The sequence below is a fragment of the Pseudobacter sp. genome (genome assembly GCF_051955275.1).
Classification (GTDB): Bacteria; Bacteroidota; Bacteroidia; order Chitinophagales; family Chitinophagaceae; genus Pseudobacter.
The window spans coordinates 1-17,623 of record NZ_JBQCGW010000316.1 but is presented as its reverse complement, the minus strand read 5'-3'; the positions used below and the strand labels follow the sequence as shown (position 1 = coordinate 17,623).

The following is a 17,623-nucleotide window of genomic DNA, read 5'->3' as shown; positions in this document are numbered from 1 at the left end:
ATTTTACCCTTTTCTATGTGGCTCCCCTGGCCAGTAGCAGCCAGAGCTTGAAAGATAACTTTGAAAAGAACGAGTTCAGTGTTACACGGCAATTACGTTATTCCGCCAACAATCCGACAGAGGAAATTGATATAGTATTGTTTGTAAATGGGTTGCCTCTGATAACTATGGAACTGAAAAATCAGTGGACCGGACAATCTGCAAAATCGCATGGGCAATTCCAGTATCGTTATAAACGAGATAGCAATCAACCTTTGTTACAATTTGGGCGCTGTGTGGTCCATTTCACGGCGGACACTGATGAAGCATATATGACTACCAGGTTGGCGGGGGCAGATACCTTCTTCCTACCCTTTAACAAAGGCCATAATTATGGCAAAGGCAATCCGCCCAATCCTTTTGGTCATCGAACATCTTATTTATGGGAAGAAGTGCTTTCCCGTCACAGTTTGGCGAACATCATACAACATTTTGTACGTATAGACGGAAAAGAGAGCGACCCACTTACTAAAAAGAACCTGTATTTTCCACGTTATCACCAATTGGATGTAGTGCGAAAACTTGTAAATGATGCATCTGTAAAAGGTGTGGGGCAAACATACCTGATTCAGCACTCAGCCGGTTCCGGCAAAAGCAATTCTATCACCTGGTCCGCTTATCAGTTAATAGAAACTTATCCTGCCAACGCGCAAACACCCGGTGGGAAAGGCATAAGTCAACCCTTGTTCGACTCCGTAATTGTAGTAACGGATCGGCGACTTCTCGATAAACAACTCAGAGAAAATATCCGCGATTTCTCTGAGGTAAAGAATATTGTGGCACCTGCATTTTCTTCCAAAGAACTAAAGGAAAGCCTGGAAAACGGTAAACGTATCATCATTACCACCATTCAAAAATTTCCATTCATTATAGATGGTATCGCCGACTTAAGTAACCGGAACTTCGCTGTAATTATAGATGAAGCCCATAGTTCCCAAGGTGGACTTTCCGCTGACAACATGAATAGGGCAATGGGGAATACAACTGATGATGAAGATGAAGACCAGGAGGATACTCAAGACAAGGTATTGAAAGCAATGAGCGACCGCAAAATGCGTGGAAACGCTTCCTACTTTGCTTTTACCGCCACTCCTAAAAATGCCACATTGGAGAAATTCGGTAGCATACAGGAAGATGGAAAGTTTAAACCATTCCACCTGTACTCCATGAAACAGGCTATAGAAGAAGGTTTTATCCTGGATGTTTTGGCCAATTATACCACATACAGAAGTTATTACGAAATTGAAAAGTCCATTGAAGACAATCCACTTTTTGAAACGGTAAAAGCGCAAAAAAAGCTGAAAGCATTTGTAGAGCGAAACCCTCAAACCATTGCTACAAAGGCTGAAATCATGCTGGATCACTTTATTTCCAAAGTGGTCACTCCCAAAAAATTAAGGGGTAAAGCAAAAGCAATGGTGATAACCCAAAGTATAGAAAGCGCCATCCGGTATTATTTTGCGTTGCAAAAAATATTACAACAGAAAGGCAATCCTTTCCGCATCGCAATTGCATTTTCCGGCAAAAAGATCGTAGATGGCAATGAATATACAGAAGAAACAATTAATCTTTTTCCTGCGCAGTTGGACACAACCAAGCCAACCGATCCCGGCTATATAACTGATACTATAGCCCGATATTTTAATTTGGATGAATATCGCATACTGGTAGTGGCAAACAAATATTTAACAGGCTTCGATCAACCTAAGTTGAGCACGATGTATGTGGATAAGAAGCTGCAGGATGTACTGGCCGTGCAGGCCTTATCCAGGCTGAACCGTTCAGCAGATAAACTCGGAAAAAAAACAGAAGACTTATTTATCCTGGATTTCTTCAACTCTACTGAAGAAATTAAGGCATCTTTTGACCCTTTTTATACAGCCACTTCATTAAGTAAGTCTACAGATGTTAATGTATTGCATGAACTCAAAGCACATCTGGACGATGTCGGCGTATATGAGTGGAACGAGATAGAGGATTTTACTACTCGCTACTTTAATAAAGAGGATGCTGATTCCGTATTAAGTCCGATAATTCAACGGGGTGAAGAACGGTTTAATCATTTGCTGGGCTTGAGAGATAGTGCCAAAGCAGATTTTAAGATCAAGGCCAAACAATTTGTAAAGATTTACGGGCAGATGGCAGCTATCATTCCATTTGAAGTACGCAAATGGGAGTTACTGTTCTGGTACCTGAAATTTCTAATACCCAAATTGATCATCCTGGACAAAGAAGCAGATGCCTTAGATGAACTTTTGAATGCTGTAGACCTATCTACGTACGGATTGGAAAGGGTAAGATTAAATGTCTCTATCGGTCTGGATCAAAGCGAAACTGAATTAGATCCTCAAAATGCTAACCCCAGAGGCGCACACAATGAAGAAAAGGTGGAAGATCCTCTAGACATGATTATCCGCAGCTTTAACCAGCGCCATTTTCACGGATGGGAAGCTACGCCTGAAGAACAGCGGGTCAAATTTGTAACACTTGCACAAAAGCTTCAGGCACATCCTGATTTCCAAACCAAAGTGGTGAATAACCCTGACTCCCAAACGCAGGAGTTGGCATTTAGAAAATTGTTAGAAGAGGTAATTGCCGGACAACGCAAAAAGGAGCTGGATTTGTATCGCTTGTATTCAAAGGATGAGGCGTTTAAGCAGGCTTTTATCGATACGATGAGACGTTTGTCTATGAATAATGGTAATCTTTGGATATAATCTATTTGATCATTACCGGCGTCTTTTTTCCAGATATCACCAGCCTCTGCCAAAACCAAACAGGCCGCGCATCTTGAACGCACGGCCTGTTTCTTTCCATAGCAACTTTCCCTACTGCCCTTTTATCGTAAAAACAAAACTCTTAAAATTTGCACTGACCGTTTGCCCACCAGCGGAAGCCATCGTAAAAGGCAGGATATAATCATGCTGCGGATCCATTTGACCCGGCAGTACTGTAATAGGAATAACCGCCTGCTGTGACCCCGCAGGAATACTCACTTCCAGCGAAGCAACCTGGTAGCAACTGGCAGGAAGCATTTGATAGGAAGTGCCCCATTGAGTATTATACGCATCTACCAACGCATTATCCAAAGTAAATTTCACGAGTACATTTTTGGTCAATGGCTTTTCGTAAGACACACGGGCGAAGAGGTTCAGCCTCGTAGTTCCTGCAACGCTATCCATTGCAGGAGAAGCAAAACCTTTGGGAGGCCAGTTGGCATTAGGTATAAGCACTACCGGCTGAATGCCGCTATAATCGAGTGTTACTTCATTTTTCAGACAGGCTGAAAACATATATATGATGAATAACGAAAAGAGATATCTCATAAGTTGATGATGTTTAAATGATCACGGCATCCACCAGATCTTACTGGTGAATATGTCTATTGTACCCTGGGCGTCCACGTTTTTGGCGTTCACTAAGTATTCATTCCTGTTATAGTAAATCCTGAAAGGAATAGTGTTGCCCACACGCTGCGGCGACACCGAAGCCGGAATGTCCGGATAGCGGTTATTACGGCGGTAATCCGTCCATGTTTCTATGGGTTCGATACCGTTGAACGCTATGTATTTCTGGTACATCAGCAGCTTGTATTTATCGGGTGCTGCCGCCCAGTTTACACGCGGATTGGTTGTTTGTGTAGCATACCAGGTATCGAACACATCGTCGGAAAATGCAGGAACAGTAGCGTTACCGCCTGCATTGAGCCAGCGGAAAGATTCTTTTACCGCATCCAGATAAGCGGTTTCCATATCACCGGGTATCCATCCCCGTTGCACCGCCTCCGCCTGCAGGAATTTACTTTCAATACTTGTCATCAGCCAGTCTGCCATATTCCGGCCTTTGATAATACCTTTTGCTTCGGGCTTCACAATATCCGTATTTCGGGATCCGCCTACTGAAGAAACATACGAGTTGCCCTGATAGAGATAGAGCGTGGAGTTTACGAAGTAGCCATACCTGTTTCCACGGAACTCCTCCGGGGCAGGCTGCGTAAATGGCTCATCGGCACCTGCGGGAACAGGAAGATCTATGGTGCTGTAAAACAGACCAAGCCTTGGATCGTTATCCGATTTCAACAGGTCCAAGGCATATACGTTGGCATGGGCCCAGTCCGACGATCCCAATTGCAGCGAAGGATCATAATCCCCGCCACCATATTGATTATGGCTGGAGAAACAACCAAAATATTTAGACAGATTCTTACCCAATTCATAACCGGGATTGATTGACACACTCTGTCCGCTTTCAAGGAAGCCGCTGCCTTCTGACTGGATCTTTGCGATCTCAGCAGTGATATACGCTGCGCGATCGGTCCGGTTCGCCTGATGTACCAGCATGCGCAACTTGAGTGTGTTGATGAACTTCAACCACGCATTTTTATCGCCTTGAAAAGCCAGGTCTGCCACCTGAATCTTCGGATTCCTGTTAATATCCGCTTCTTTGATCAGCATAGAAGCCGTATCCAGCTGGCGCATCAGCGCTTCGTAAATAGATTTTCCATCATCATATTTGGGCTGCAGGATCTTTGAATCAAATGCTTCTGAATAGGGCATGTTGTTCAGCACGTCTGTAGCCCGTTGAAACTGAAGTGCCTTCAGCACTTTAGCAATGCCCGTATAGAAGGTCTGTCCTAACTCTTTTGAACGAAGTTCAAGGAAAGGAAGTTCCGGACTGATATTCGCGGAAAAAGTCCCTCCTTCTGCAGCAGGTCTGTTATAGGTAACTGTAGAATGTCCAACCGGAAACTGGTAGAAACACCAGTATCCCATCCATTGCATCAAAAAACGCGGCTCCACAGCGGCTATACTGCGTTCGAACAATGGCGCCAATATCTGGTCAGGCGTTGCCGCCGTATTGGTGAGATCGCGCGGGTTATAGTTAACGTCAAGCCAGCCTTTCTTACATCCTGCAAAGAGCAGCGACAGGCAAAGCAGGCAGAGAAATCTTTTATGGTGGGAATACATCGTCATTTTATTTAGAATTTAAGTCCGACAGTAAAACCAATCAGCACTGTACCAGGAAGTACCGTATTATCAGAAGCGCCACCGGACAGGTTATTGGGAACAGAGCTAAACTGGCGCTGACCGGGGCCTTTGATCAGGCCGGGATCGCCGTTGATATTGGAACGCGGGTAGATGGAAAACAGATCGCGCCCGTAGAGGCTTGCCACCACTTCTTTGAGTGTGCCACGCTTGAGAGAAAAGGTATATTGAAAAGCTACCTCTCTCAACTTCCAGAAAGCTGCGCTGGTAAGGCCATGCAGGTTTACCATGGCGAACTGGTTATAAAGTTCCTGGTTGGCATTGCTCACTACCACATCAGTATTCTCTACATATTTTCCGTTGCCATCATCATAAACTGAATGAGGGAATACAAAGCGTTCGCGGTTGTTCAACGTAGTCAGGGTATGCAGGCCTGACCACATCGACTGCTCTGTATCGAATTTATGATCGTAGCCACCGAGATAGTCGAACAAAATGCTGGCAGAGAAATTCTTCCAGTTAAAATTCAGGCCTATTGAAGCGGAGTACTTTGGCAATGTTCTGCCTCGTAGCGAGTAGTCATTGTAGGCTTGCGACTGTGGCATGCCGGTTGTTTTATCTACGATCACGCGTCCCTGCGGATCACGCACCCAATCTCGGTACGCAAAAGAAAATGCATGGCCGCCTTCCTGCGCATAGAACAGTTCGCCAGATGGATCTCTCACCGGGAAAAGGCCGCCGTAGATATCCGTAAGCCTGAGCACTTTGTTATCGTTCATGGCAAAGCGTCCATCCAGCGTTAAGGCCATTCCATTCGGAAACTGGAACAGCGGGTCCAGCTTGAGGTCTACTTCCAGGCCATTGTTACGGAACGCTCCTGCATTATCCAAGCTGGGATAACCACTGAGCCACGCGTTAGCAACATTCAGGATAACAGAATTGTTACGTTGATAGTAGTAGGTGATATCCGCCACGATGCGATCATTCAGAAATGAGATGTTAGCACCATATTCCTGCGAGATCACTCGCTCCGGCTTCAGCAAAGGATTAGGATTCTCCGCATAGAATCTATATCCCAGCAGCGATTCACCTGTGTTACTATTCACATATGGATAACCGTTAGCCAGTGTCAATGTTCGTTCAGACTGATATGGCTCGATGTTCATGTTGGCTGATTGTGCCACAGATGCCCTCAAGCGGGCCGTGGTCAGCCATTTCCAGTTTTTCAACGCCGGAAATATCTCTGTAAGCACCAGGGAAGTGTTGGCGCCGAAATACGTATCCTGCCCGCGTGCCACTTTGGCCCGCTTGGAATCCCATTCGTTGCGGCCCGTCAATTCGAGGAATACACGGTCTTTATACCCCATCGAAACATTCCCGAACAACGACCATGACCTTGATAAGATAGCTACTTCGTCTGCCGGAACTGCAAAACGATAGAACGCAAGGTTATATACCGGTATAACCAGCTCTGATCCCGCTTTCAGTTGTTTGGTATAATTCTCGCGGATGGTATTACCGATATTGGTCCGGAGCAGAAAATTACCGGGATGATGCAGCGTGGAAACAACGATATCGTTATTGATAGATGTACTGCTGTTCATGTTTTCCGAAACTGATGCCAGGCGGTTCCACATTTTGTTTGGGTCCTGTGCCGCAAAGCCTGAGAAGTCAACCGGTTTTTTCGTGCCTTTTGAATAAGCACCGGTATAGTTGATGCCCGGTTGCTCACGGATGGTGAGCCAGTTGAATGGCTTTACCTGGAATACGAGATTTCCCGAAAGCGCATTGGTGGTAGCTTTGGTACGGTCATTATCTATCTGCTCGGCCGGACTGATATAATTCCAGTACCGGTCGCGCTGCGACCAGTGATCGTTCTGATAATCTTTATAACGCAGGAGCGGAATGAAAGTAGGAAGGTTGCGCACGCTGGCTGCAACATCCGGACCGCGATCATCCGAAGTATGCGCATAGTTGACATTCATACGCACATCTACCACGCCAAAATTCCGTGAGGTATTTAGCAAAATAGTAGACTGATTCTGTTTATCCTTCGGCAACAAGCCCGTTTGCATAACATGCCCAAGCCCGAGATAAAAAGATGAGCGTGCATCTGAGGAGGAGAACGTAAGATTGTTACGCACCATTCTGGCTACATTCAAAAATTTACGTGCATCTTTTGTATCGCTGTATGGGACCATTTGTATTTCACCATTCTCGTCGGGATATCCGATCGGTACCATTGAGCCATCGTATTTGGGTCCCCAGCCGTAAGTAGATCGTGGATCGAAAACTCCGTTACCGAATTCATCTGTGAGACCGGAACCTGTACCAAAAGACCGCTGTCTCCGTTCCCGGCGATAGTCAACCACCTGAAAGGAAGTATTGTTACGAAAATTCACAGTAGGCTTTCCCAACTGCCCCTTTTTTGTGGTGATGATCACCACACCGTTGATACCTTCCGGTCCATAGAGAGCCGTACCATTCGCTCCTTTCAGCACGGTTACGTTTTCGATGTCGGCAGGGTTGATGTTGTTGATGAAATACATAGCCTGGTTGGCTGCATTCTGATCTGTACCGAAAGACAGCGGCGCGCCATTCAGAATGAACATCGGCTGATTGTTGCTGTTCTGACCGAAGGAACGGATACCTCTCACAAGGATGCGCATCTCCGGCGTCATATCGGAGCTTTGCGTGGTGATGGTCATACCCGAAACTTTGCCGATCAGGCCCGTTAGCAGGTTGCCGGAGTTGGCTTTATTGATTTCCTCGCCACTCACTTTGGTGACGGAATAACCCAGCTCTTTCGTGCGCTTTTCGATATTGTAGGCAGTAACCTGAACTTCGTTCAGCTTTACGGAGGAACGGGGAAGACGTATAAAAAGACCTGAGGCCGGATTGCCCGATAATACTGTAACCTTTTTATCATCTGTTCCGGATGATGATTGTCCCTCACCAGATACCACCACCGCGCTCGTATTTGATACCACGCGGATCTGAACTTCAGAAAAGCTGACAGCACTGATTTTCAGGATATCCCCTGTATTGACATTGATGGTGAAGGAACCGTCTGCGCCTGCCGATACACCATTTTTTGTTCCTTTGACCATGATATTTGCGCCGCTGACCGGCTTACCGTCCGGATCAAGTACCCGGCCACTTACAGGAAATGCAAGATTCTGTGCCAGTTCTGTTCCAGGCATACCAGGTTTCAGGTCATCCGGTGTGATTGGGCCAGTGTATGGGAAGATATTGATAGTTTTACTACTGATAGAGTACCGCAGGGGTTGACCATCAAAAATGGCGTCCAGGAATTGCAGTAGTGGGAGATTGACTGCTGTAACAGTAACTGGCCTGGCTTTTGACAATGCCTTTTCCTGGTAGAGGAATAAATACCCGGTTTGTTTTTCAACAGCTGAAAATACCTGTTCTAAAGAAACCTTTTTCCCTGAATAGGTAACGCTTTGAGAAAGGCCTTTTGCCGCAACATTCAAACAGGCGGCGGTAAGTAAAAATACGGTTAGCTTCATGACTAACATAGTTTTGGTAATCCGGATGGTGCCCCCACGGGCCGGCCAGCCATAAAAAGCAGATTTTGTCATACTTTCGATGTGTTTTGGGTGATGAAAAGCAGTCTGTCGAGGACCTTTGTTTTTATATTACCCAGACATCCGCCGGAAAGTGTTGAAGTCACTTTCCGGTTTTTGTTTCTGGGTAAAGAGTTTATGAACGTTTTATTGTTTATTACTATTCACCTATGATCAGCTTTCTTCCCTCCAGCTTAACGATCAAACCGTATTCTTTTAGAAACCGCAACAGATCATTCAAAGGAACAGCTCTGTCCATTTTACCTTTCATTTTAAAATCCGGAGTAGCCCCTTTGTATTCAACCGTAACGTCATACCACCTCTCCACATCTTTCATGAGAGAGGTAAAGTTTTTTCCATCGAAACTAAAGATCCCGTTCTTCCAGGCGAGGACCTGCTCCACATTGGCGTTTGGTTCTATTCTGATAACTGAAGCATTACCCGGATGCCGGTCAGAAGATCCGCCGATATGGATCTTCTTATAAAGTAGAAGGGCTTGTTGACCCGGTTTGAGAAATACAGACGAATCAATTTTTATACTTCCTTCGATCAACGTTGTTGTTATATCTTCCTCGTTTGTGTACGAATTGATATTAAAGCTTGTTCCCAGTACCTGAACATTCGATTTACCGTCAATATCAACAATAAAAGGATTGGATTTATCCGCTTCCACTTCCAGATAAACCTCCCCGCTTATTTTTATCTTTCTTTCCTTTCCGGCAAATACAGCGGGATAAGTGACAGATGATGCAGTATTGAGCCACACCTGCGTACCATCGGGCAGGACCAGTTTATATTGTCCGCCTTTGGGTGTGGAGATGGTATTCATCATCACTTCATGCTGTGAATCACCTTTCAGGTCATACCGTATTTCACCGTTAGTAAGTTTGATCACCAATGCATTACCCTGCTGAGCGATCGCCCCATTGGCTGCGCTATCCAGACTGATCACGTTTCCGTCAGCGAGCGTCAGTTTGGCTTTATTTGATGCGGGTAACACATCGGCAGGAGTATTATTTGAGGCAAGATCTGATCCGGATTGGGGCTGGTGTTTGCCGGAGAATACAGCAACGGCAACGATTGCTCCTGTAACAAGGATAGCTGCAGCAGCCCACCACCAGCGCCGGAGGGAATGCACGCGATGAATGGGTCCGATACGCTTCTCAGGTAGCTCCTCCGGTTTAGGAAAATGTTTTTGTTCAAACAAATGCAGCGCTTCTTCGGTCTTTTCATCCGCTAAAATCCCGGACAGATACAATTCAAGATCCGATGGATCCTGTATCTCTGCAAAAACACGCTGATTGGCTATCGATAACTCCAACCATTTATTCAATGTTTCCTGTTCAGCAACAGACAATTCAGTTGCCGAACTGTGTTTATACAGTATTTCGATAATTTGTTTGGAATCCATCAGTTGGTCCGGCGATTAAAAATGCGCCTTATATACTAAACAACTGAGGATATCTTCGCATCACAAGAATTTATAAAAAATATAGAATAACGGTGGAAAGCCGTTTTTTAAGGAGAAGGACCTTCAGTTTTTCCAGGGCCCTGGCTTTTTGATTGCGCACATTATTGCGAGTGAGTCCTAATTTACCGGCAATTTCATCGGTTTCCAATCCTTCAACAAATATCATTTTCAGTAATTGCCGTTGGTTGGCGGGGAGTGCCTGAATCTCAAGATAGATCTTATAATAAAGATCTTCTTTAATGATCTTAGCCTCTGCGAGACTATTATATTCAGAAATACTTTGCGCCAGTTTTTGATGGTGAACCTCTTTGACCCGGGCATGCTTCAATGTATTAAAGCACCGGTTTCTGACAGTAGTGAAGAGATAAGCGCTGACCTCCCTCATGGAAGAGCCGGCAAAGCTGGCTCGTTTTTCCCAGAAAGCGGATAATGCCTCCTGCGCCATATCTTCTGCCTGACTGTTGTTGCCAAGCAGCTCGGTAGCCAGATAACCAAGCCGGGAGTAGAAAGACCTGAAAATTACCCGCATGGCAGCATGATCACCTTTTGCAAGGCGTTCCAGCAAGTCCTGATCAACCGGATCTTCATGTAAATTATTATGATTCAACCTCTCGATATTGCCTGTTACGGGTGTAAAATAGGCAAAATCAACAAAAGACGATTAAACAGGGCGGCAGGCGTTTAATACAATAAGAAACCAGCTCATAAGCCAGGCCCCTGACCCTTCAGCAACTGAAAAGAGGCTATTACAACAATTATCACTACTATCGATGTATAAATCCGTTTCGTATTCCTCGCCAGCCATTCAGGAAGGTAAATATCAAAATTATCCCTTTGCTCATCGGTATACCGGCGGGCGATCAAAGTTAGCGGGCAGGTGAATCTGAATAACAAAAGTACCAGTCCTTCCAGCAGAACCAATCCAAAACAAACCCAGAATAACACTCCTATATTGTTAAAAACTGAAGCGTATAGCATATAAAGGATCACGCAATTGTAAAAGACCCATATCAGCGTATGAATGCTCTTTACAACTACCAGCTTTTTCCTTTTATCCATCAGCAACAGTTTTGATACTGAAACATTTCTCAAATTTCGCATTTCCTGTTGTCAAAAGAACTAATCAGCATCTCTGAAACGGTTGATTTTTGTCATTTTAAATTCCGGCGAAGGAGGTTGATAGTTGCAGAAATATTCCCGGCACAAAGAGATACATCCGCTTTTAAATCGTGTCTGGCATATACCATTCCTATTAGCAAAACTAATTCAGTTAAATAATCAGCGGCTACATATAAACCCTGACACTCCTTCAATAGCAATTCTTATTTTCCGAAAATCCATCTCACAGAACACATAATCTCACGCTAACGGTTATCCATTAGTGCTATTTTTAAATCGCAACCAAATTCTATTAACAATCAAACCTCAATCCGAATTATGAGTAACACCTACACGGGCACGTTAGACCCGCTCAGTCTCACATCACAGGATGCACAGGTATTCCCGAATGACAGGCAGGGAACGCTGGTGGAATTAAGTGCACTTCCTTCCGGAGCCACAGTAGACAATATCTTTTACTTTAACAGCACCACTCCCGGCAAGTACCTGAAACGGGTGATCGATGGCCCCATCCGGGCTGTATACTGTGGCGTAAATCCGGCAAACACAAGCGCAGTGAACGCCGCAAACCTGCAGGCTGCATTGAACCATGCCGGCATCAACACCATTGTTTTTGATTTCAGCAAAGCTTCTGACATCAAGATAGAAGGAACTATCACTGTTCCAGCTGGTAAAGTACTTTCTTTTGAGGCAGGTAACAGGCTTACTGAAACAGCCACCATTGAAGGAGGTATCATAGATGCCGGAGACGGCACCGAATGCTTTGCTTCCACCATCACTGTTTTACCGGAAGGGTCTACAAAAAGCTATTACTCCGCCAAATGGTTTGGCGTGAAGGGAAATGGTGTTGCCAATGATGATGCAGCTATCCAAAAGCTGTTCGACTTCATTACAAATTATACCAACAGAGCAAAGCCCATATTTTTTCCACGAGGAACTTATATGTTCAACAACTCTGTTTTGGTTTACAGATGGTTTGGCAGTAATTACACCCAGTGTAATATTGAAATCCGGGGAGAAATGGATGCACGTGCAGGCATCCAGGAACCAATAACAATTTTCAAGGGAACCACAGCACTAGCCAAAAAATTCTTGTTAGGTATTCAGCGCGGTCGGGCTATCAAAATCAGCAATATATATTTTGTGGGAAGATACAGCCTTCCTTATACTTTCAGCGAGATGCAGGTATACAGGAACACCCCGCAACAATGGAAACAAACGTCACCGGTAGAGGTGGCAGATACGCAATTCTCTCCACACTGCGGAATCAATATCGATCCTTTCGGCAGAACTATCCCTGCCGATAACGGATACGAAGGTTGGAGTGCTTATTACAGAGGAACAGATGGCGGCGGCACATCTCAGGTAATTATCCAGGGTTGTCGCTTTCAGGAATTTCCTGTTGGCCTGGCCTGCTCCATTAACGGAGATACGCTGCAGGCGGAAATTATCAAAGTTCAGGAATGTTCCTTCGCAGCCAATAAAGCAGCTTATGCGTTAGGCCAATCTCAAACCAAAGAGAACCTGATGATCGACGTGAGAGTATGGGACAGGGTCAGAACTATTATCGAATGCTCTGAATATGGCGCCGGGGCGGGTGCACCTCCCTATATCATGGGTATGAATATTGCCGGAGGCGTTTATCAACTGATCAACACCACAGCTCCCTTTTCCTTACAGGCCAGCAAGATATTTGCAGAGAGCCTGTTCAAAATAGGAAGGCTTGCCAGTTCCGCAAACGCTCATCATATTGCACAAAGTGATATCGATTTCCCTGCCGGCAAGAACAATTGGCCATCGGCCGATTATATAGTGGATGGAACTGTAAATTTTGACAGTTGTACGATCCGATATTATGATGACGGATTAGCCCGCATCAAGTTTTGCCCACCTAACCGGTCAATCACTATAAAGGGCGGCACCATCTCCCGGCTGCCATTAACTGCATCAGCATCCCCTTCAAACGATGTAAAATTCATCGATCTGAATGGTGTAAAAACTTATGGAGAAAATCAGACCTTGTTATTTGGAACAGATAATGCACAATTAGTAGGATACGGTCTTTTAAACAATACGCCTATGTGCGGAAATGTAAAGTTCTTCAGTGGCGCAGGTTCTGAAGGGCAGCTTTTTTCCAGTTATGAGGAAGTTACCTATGACACCACTGCAGCTCTCGAAACGGCTACCGTGACTGTATCGGAAAATGGTAACGCATCGGTTACATTAAGTAACGCTTCCCTTGAAAAGATTAGAATTGGCGATTATCTGATCTCAAACCGTTCCTCCAACATCACTTACTGGCAAATGGCCGAATTGGATAATATGCCGGTTTTAGGCAGAATCAGTGCGATTGCAGGCAACGTCGTCTCACTGCAGGGTGCAGCCATCAATATCCCTATCGGTAATACCTCCCTCCCCATCCTCGTTAATTATATCAGGTACTTTAATGCCCCACTGGTAGGTAATATCACTAATGGAAGCAATACAATTACCGATTGCGAATTTTTCCAGGGGCATATTCCTGCTGTCGGAAGAAGGCTGGAACATCCATATATCCCGGCGGGAGTTTACATCACAGCAGTGAGTGGAAATACGATCACTTTATCAGGTAATGCAACAGGCGGTCAGGCAGACGCCTCCATTGTTAATGGCAGACCCAGAAATACATTATACCTGAAGTTTTCCCCCGCCCGTTCAGGCATCAGGGGTTATCTGGTAGAAGGATCGGACATTATAGTTGACCGCGGAACTATATATTCTCAAACTACCGAAAGGTATTATGTTGGCAAGAGTGTATTATCCACTACCTCAACAAGACCTGTTGAATATTATCCAACCACCGGAGGATTCCAGCGGATCGATATGGCAACACTGCGGCAGGGGGCAGGAGCCACTGACACCAACACCACTTATTTCATAACAGATGCAGGAAAAGATGGGCAGTTCATCATCGATCCAACAGATACCACTTCCCCCGACAACAGCGCAACTGTTCTGGTAACAGTGTCTGGAAGTGTTCGCTTCAAAAGGATTATCACCAACAATTTCTATAATGCCAGGTGGTTTGGAAAACCCAATATGTATTTCAGCAGCATCGCCGACTGCAATACAGCAATCAATTCGGCAGCGAGATTCCTTTCGCTCACTGTTCTGATCAATGATGCAGGAACCATCAGGGAATACTGGTACTACAATGGCATCACCGACAGCTCCCTTATTTTGAAAACCCAAAATGATTCCGATGCTTTCACCATTGCGTCCGACTCATCACGCAGCATTACAGGAGGAACACTCATGACCTATGTTCTGGTGAATCCCTCATCCGCTCTGTCAGGATTCAAAGTTGGGTCCGCATCCGGAACGGATGATATCATTTCCACACAGCCTGTAAGCGCCGGTGTATGGAAGGCATTCCCTGTGAGTTATTTTATTGATGTTGCGGCTTCGGTATATTTCGGGGGCATAACCACTTCAACTCAGATCAGGATAGTCAAACTATCCTTGTAACCAATATCTGTGAAAAGAAAGGCCAGCATTCAGCCTGGCCTTTCTTTTAATTAGCATAAAAAGCAATTACTGAGTTCGTATATCTATGCATCCGGAATTTCACAAACTCCTGGACTATACAATCAAATTATTCAAGATCCGATAAGAAAGTCCTCAATCAGTGCCGACACTTCATTGAAGTTGGTCTCCAGTACCATATGCCCTCCTTCAAGGATATGCACTTTTGCATCAGGCAGATCCCGCTTATAACAACTGGCTTCTTTAACGTTAAAATACACATCATATCTGCCCCAGATGATCAACGCCGGTGGTTGATATTGACGGAAATATTCCTGGTATGCAGGAAATAATTTGAAAATGTTTTTATAATCGAGGTTCAACTCATACTGCATTTCCAGGTTACCCGGCCTTTTCATCCGGTCCCAGTCGAGCATCCACAATTCAGGGCTGATACAGGCTTTCAAGCCCTCCGGCACGCCGGCTGTATATTGATCACGGGTACCCTCTTCACTTAAGAATGCATACAGTTTCCTTTTCTTCTCTTCTGTAGGATGCTTCCAGTACTCTCTTATTTCATCCCATATACCCTCGATCCCTTCCTCGTAAGCATTTCCATTCTGAACAATGATCTTTTCAATCTTTTCCGGATGTTTTAAACAGATCCATAACCCAACCGGGCAACCATAGTCGTGCAGATAAATAGTAAAAGATGTCAGCCCGATCTCTTGCGTGAGCTTGCTGATATGATCCCCTATATTTTCAAATGTGTATGTAAAACTATTTCTGTCGGGAAATGAACTGAAACCAAAGCCCGGATAATCCGGAGCAATAAGATAGTACCTGTCAGCAAGCAAGGTCATCAGGTTCTTGAACATCACGGAAGAGGTTGGAAATCCATGAAGCAACAGAACTGAAGGGTTTGAAGGATCACCTGCCTGGCGGTAAAAAATCTCAATACCATCGATATTGATGGTGCGGTTGTAAATCTGTCTCGTCATTATGATGAGTTTTATCAACTCATCAACGATTGCAAATATGCAGCCATCTGCTTTTCAAAGTTTCACTATGTACCCGGCATATGAAGGTTCAAATCCGGCCGTTTCTAAATCCGGTAGTTTATGCCAACTGTCATTTCACTATAACTCGTTGTTTTTTAATTCGTTACGAATGTATTTATTTATCTCATGGAAGGGGGGGAGGTAACATTTTCGTCTTTTTGTGGATATACAGTAACAACAAGGTTATCATGCCGCATAACCCTAAAATCAATGTTATGAATATAAGATTCACCTTTTATACCCTACTGATAAGTTCTGCCAGTGCCATGGCACAGGATAAACGCATTCAGGTGTCATTAGGATCCGGAATAACCGGTGCCTCATCCGCTCAGAAAAACAACCAGACCGGGAACGGCTACAATTTTCAGGCTGATGTATTTGTTCCTTTTTATGCAAATAGAAATGGGATCATACTTGGGCTGACTGCATCAGGAAATTATTCAAGACTGAAAAACAATGCTCCAGATAATGGTGATGCGGCCTCAAAATATAAAGTGTACAACACGGATATTTCCATTAACTCACAAACCAGCAAGTCAATGTCTAATAGCATTTCTGGTTTGCTTGGCCTGCAGGCACAGTTCAACTTTGGAAATTTCCACTTATCACCCGCTATCAGTGCCGGCTATCTGAATTTTGCAAAGGAAGGTTTTGTTCAAAACGGATTTGTTTCAGTAAATGGCCAGCAGCACCAGAAAGTGCTGGTGAGCAGGGAACGCGAAGTATTTGAGGGATTGGTTCTGAGTCCGCAATTGAGAGCAGGTTACAAGCTCACAAGCAGCTTCTCATTATTTGCAAGTGCCGCAATTAACCGTGGCCAGGAATTGGATCATACTACCAGTTACCTCCAGCCTGAAGGAGGCATGAAAGAGAACAACACCTATGAGATCAGTCAACTGGCTAACGGCAGTTATACAAACTCACAACAAACTATCAGGTATAACACCACAGATTTCAATATTGGATTGACCTTTTCGTTGGGTAGGAATAAGAAAACAAAGAAAGAACCGGTGAAGCAACCCGGGGCTGCTTCTGCATCTTATGCCGCAACCGGTAAACTGGTTCAGTCTGAAACTGGTGAAGGAGCTGCACCAGAGCCAGGACAGGCAGCACGCAAAAGCATCAGTTCGAAGGGCGTAAAAAGAAGCGAAGGACCGGCCCTCGCCAGACCAGGACAACCTATCGGCGGCATTGTAGTGAAAGGAGGCAAAAATCCTGGCGGGAATATCTTCAACCTGATTAGCGACACTGATGGAAAAATCTCATTCGATATACAGGAATCAGGCAGCTATATACTGAGGCTGAACACCCCAGAACAACCTGCCGGTAAAAGCATCAATGAAAAAGGTGTAAAGAGAAATGAAAATGCGATAGCGAAACCCGGCAATCCGATCGGTGGCATCATTGTCAAAGGCGGCAAAAACCCCGGAGGTTCTTTTATCAGCGTGATATCAAATTCAAACGGCGAAGTATTACTTTCAAACCTGGAACCCGGCAATTACCAGTTTATCTTACAACAACCAGAAACGCCTGCCGAACCAAATAAAAAAGGGAGAAAAGAGAAGAAAGAAAAGGGCAGTTCTGCTCCTGGTTTAAAGGATGTGATCAAAACACAGGTGTAGGATCAGAAAAAAGAAGAAATACCAGTTTGACGAAACGGTGATCATCTTCAAAAACAATTGCATCATAGAGCTGGATACCAATTACTGCAAAATATTGCATGATGGTGCCCATCCCGAATTCATCGAAGCTATTACAGTTCTGTTCAATGAATTCAAAGAACGCCAGCGTCGCCAGCCAAGGGAGATCAACCTGATCGTTAAATCGATGATGCGCAAAGGCAGGCTGATAGCAAAG

9 protein-coding genes and 1 pseudogene are annotated in these 17,623 nt (G+C 44.8%); 4 read left to right on the top strand and 6 right to left on the bottom strand.

From position 1 onward, the window contains the following. Positions 1 to 2,756 (top strand): type I restriction endonuclease subunit R (locus ACTHMC_RS28250; protein ID WP_440418430.1); only part of this gene is annotated, 2,756 nt, incomplete at its 5' end. Positions 2,757 to 2,867: 111 nt separating this feature from the next. Here the strand turns inward: ACTHMC_RS28250 and ACTHMC_RS28245 are convergent. From ACTHMC_RS28245 to ACTHMC_RS28225, 5 genes are all read right to left on the bottom strand, one after another. After that, positions 2,868 to 3,365: a DUF1735 domain-containing protein gene (locus tag ACTHMC_RS28245; RefSeq protein WP_440418429.1), complete on the bottom strand. Its 498-nt coding sequence runs from the start codon at positions 3,363 to 3,365 to the stop codon at positions 2,868 to 2,870. A 21-nt stretch (positions 3,366 to 3,386) separates the two neighbouring features. Then, complete coding sequence (locus ACTHMC_RS28240) at positions 3,387 to 5,012, bottom strand: SusD/RagB family nutrient-binding outer membrane lipoprotein (RefSeq protein ID WP_440418428.1); 1,626 nt, start codon at positions 5,010 to 5,012, stop codon at positions 3,387 to 3,389. Positions 5,013 to 5,017: 5 nt separating this feature from the next. Beyond that, positions 5,018 to 8,554: a TonB-dependent receptor domain-containing protein gene (locus ACTHMC_RS28235; RefSeq protein WP_440418427.1), complete on the bottom strand. Its 3,537-nt coding sequence runs from the start codon at positions 8,552 to 8,554 to the stop codon at positions 5,018 to 5,020. 217 nt (positions 8,555 to 8,771) lie between these two features. Beyond that, positions 8,772 to 10,022: a FecR domain-containing protein gene (locus ACTHMC_RS28230; RefSeq protein WP_440418426.1), complete on the bottom strand. Its 1,251-nt coding sequence runs from the start codon at positions 10,020 to 10,022 to the stop codon at positions 8,772 to 8,774. A gap of 70 nt (positions 10,023 to 10,092) precedes the next feature. Beyond that, positions 10,093 to 10,689, bottom strand: a complete 597-nt coding sequence (locus ACTHMC_RS28225; protein ID WP_440418425.1) for an RNA polymerase sigma factor — start codon at positions 10,687 to 10,689, stop codon at positions 10,093 to 10,095. A gap of 830 nt (positions 10,690 to 11,519) precedes the next feature. On the opposite strand from ACTHMC_RS28225, the gene ACTHMC_RS28220 reads away from it, so the two are divergent. Continuing rightward, positions 11,520 to 14,708, top strand: a complete 3,189-nt coding sequence (locus ACTHMC_RS28220) for a glycosyl hydrolase family 28-related protein (protein ID WP_440418424.1) — start codon at positions 11,520 to 11,522, stop codon at positions 14,706 to 14,708. A 131-nt stretch (positions 14,709 to 14,839) separates the two neighbouring features. Here the strand turns inward: ACTHMC_RS28220 and ACTHMC_RS28215 are convergent, their stop codons facing one another. Then, a complete protein-coding gene (locus tag ACTHMC_RS28215; RefSeq protein WP_440418423.1) occupies positions 14,840 to 15,706 on the bottom strand; it encodes an alpha/beta fold hydrolase in 867 nt (288 codons plus the stop codon). Positions 15,707 to 15,981: 275 nt separating this feature from the next. On the opposite strand from ACTHMC_RS28215, the gene ACTHMC_RS28210 reads away from it, so the two are divergent. Next, positions 15,982 to 17,388 (top strand): hypothetical protein, encoded by a 1,407-nt coding sequence (locus tag ACTHMC_RS28210; RefSeq protein WP_440418422.1) that lies wholly within the window; start codon positions 15,982 to 15,984, stop codon positions 17,386 to 17,388. 37 nt (positions 17,389 to 17,425) lie between these two features. Beyond that, positions 17,426 to 17,623, top strand: a pseudogene (locus tag ACTHMC_RS28205) (hypothetical protein); the annotation flags it as partial.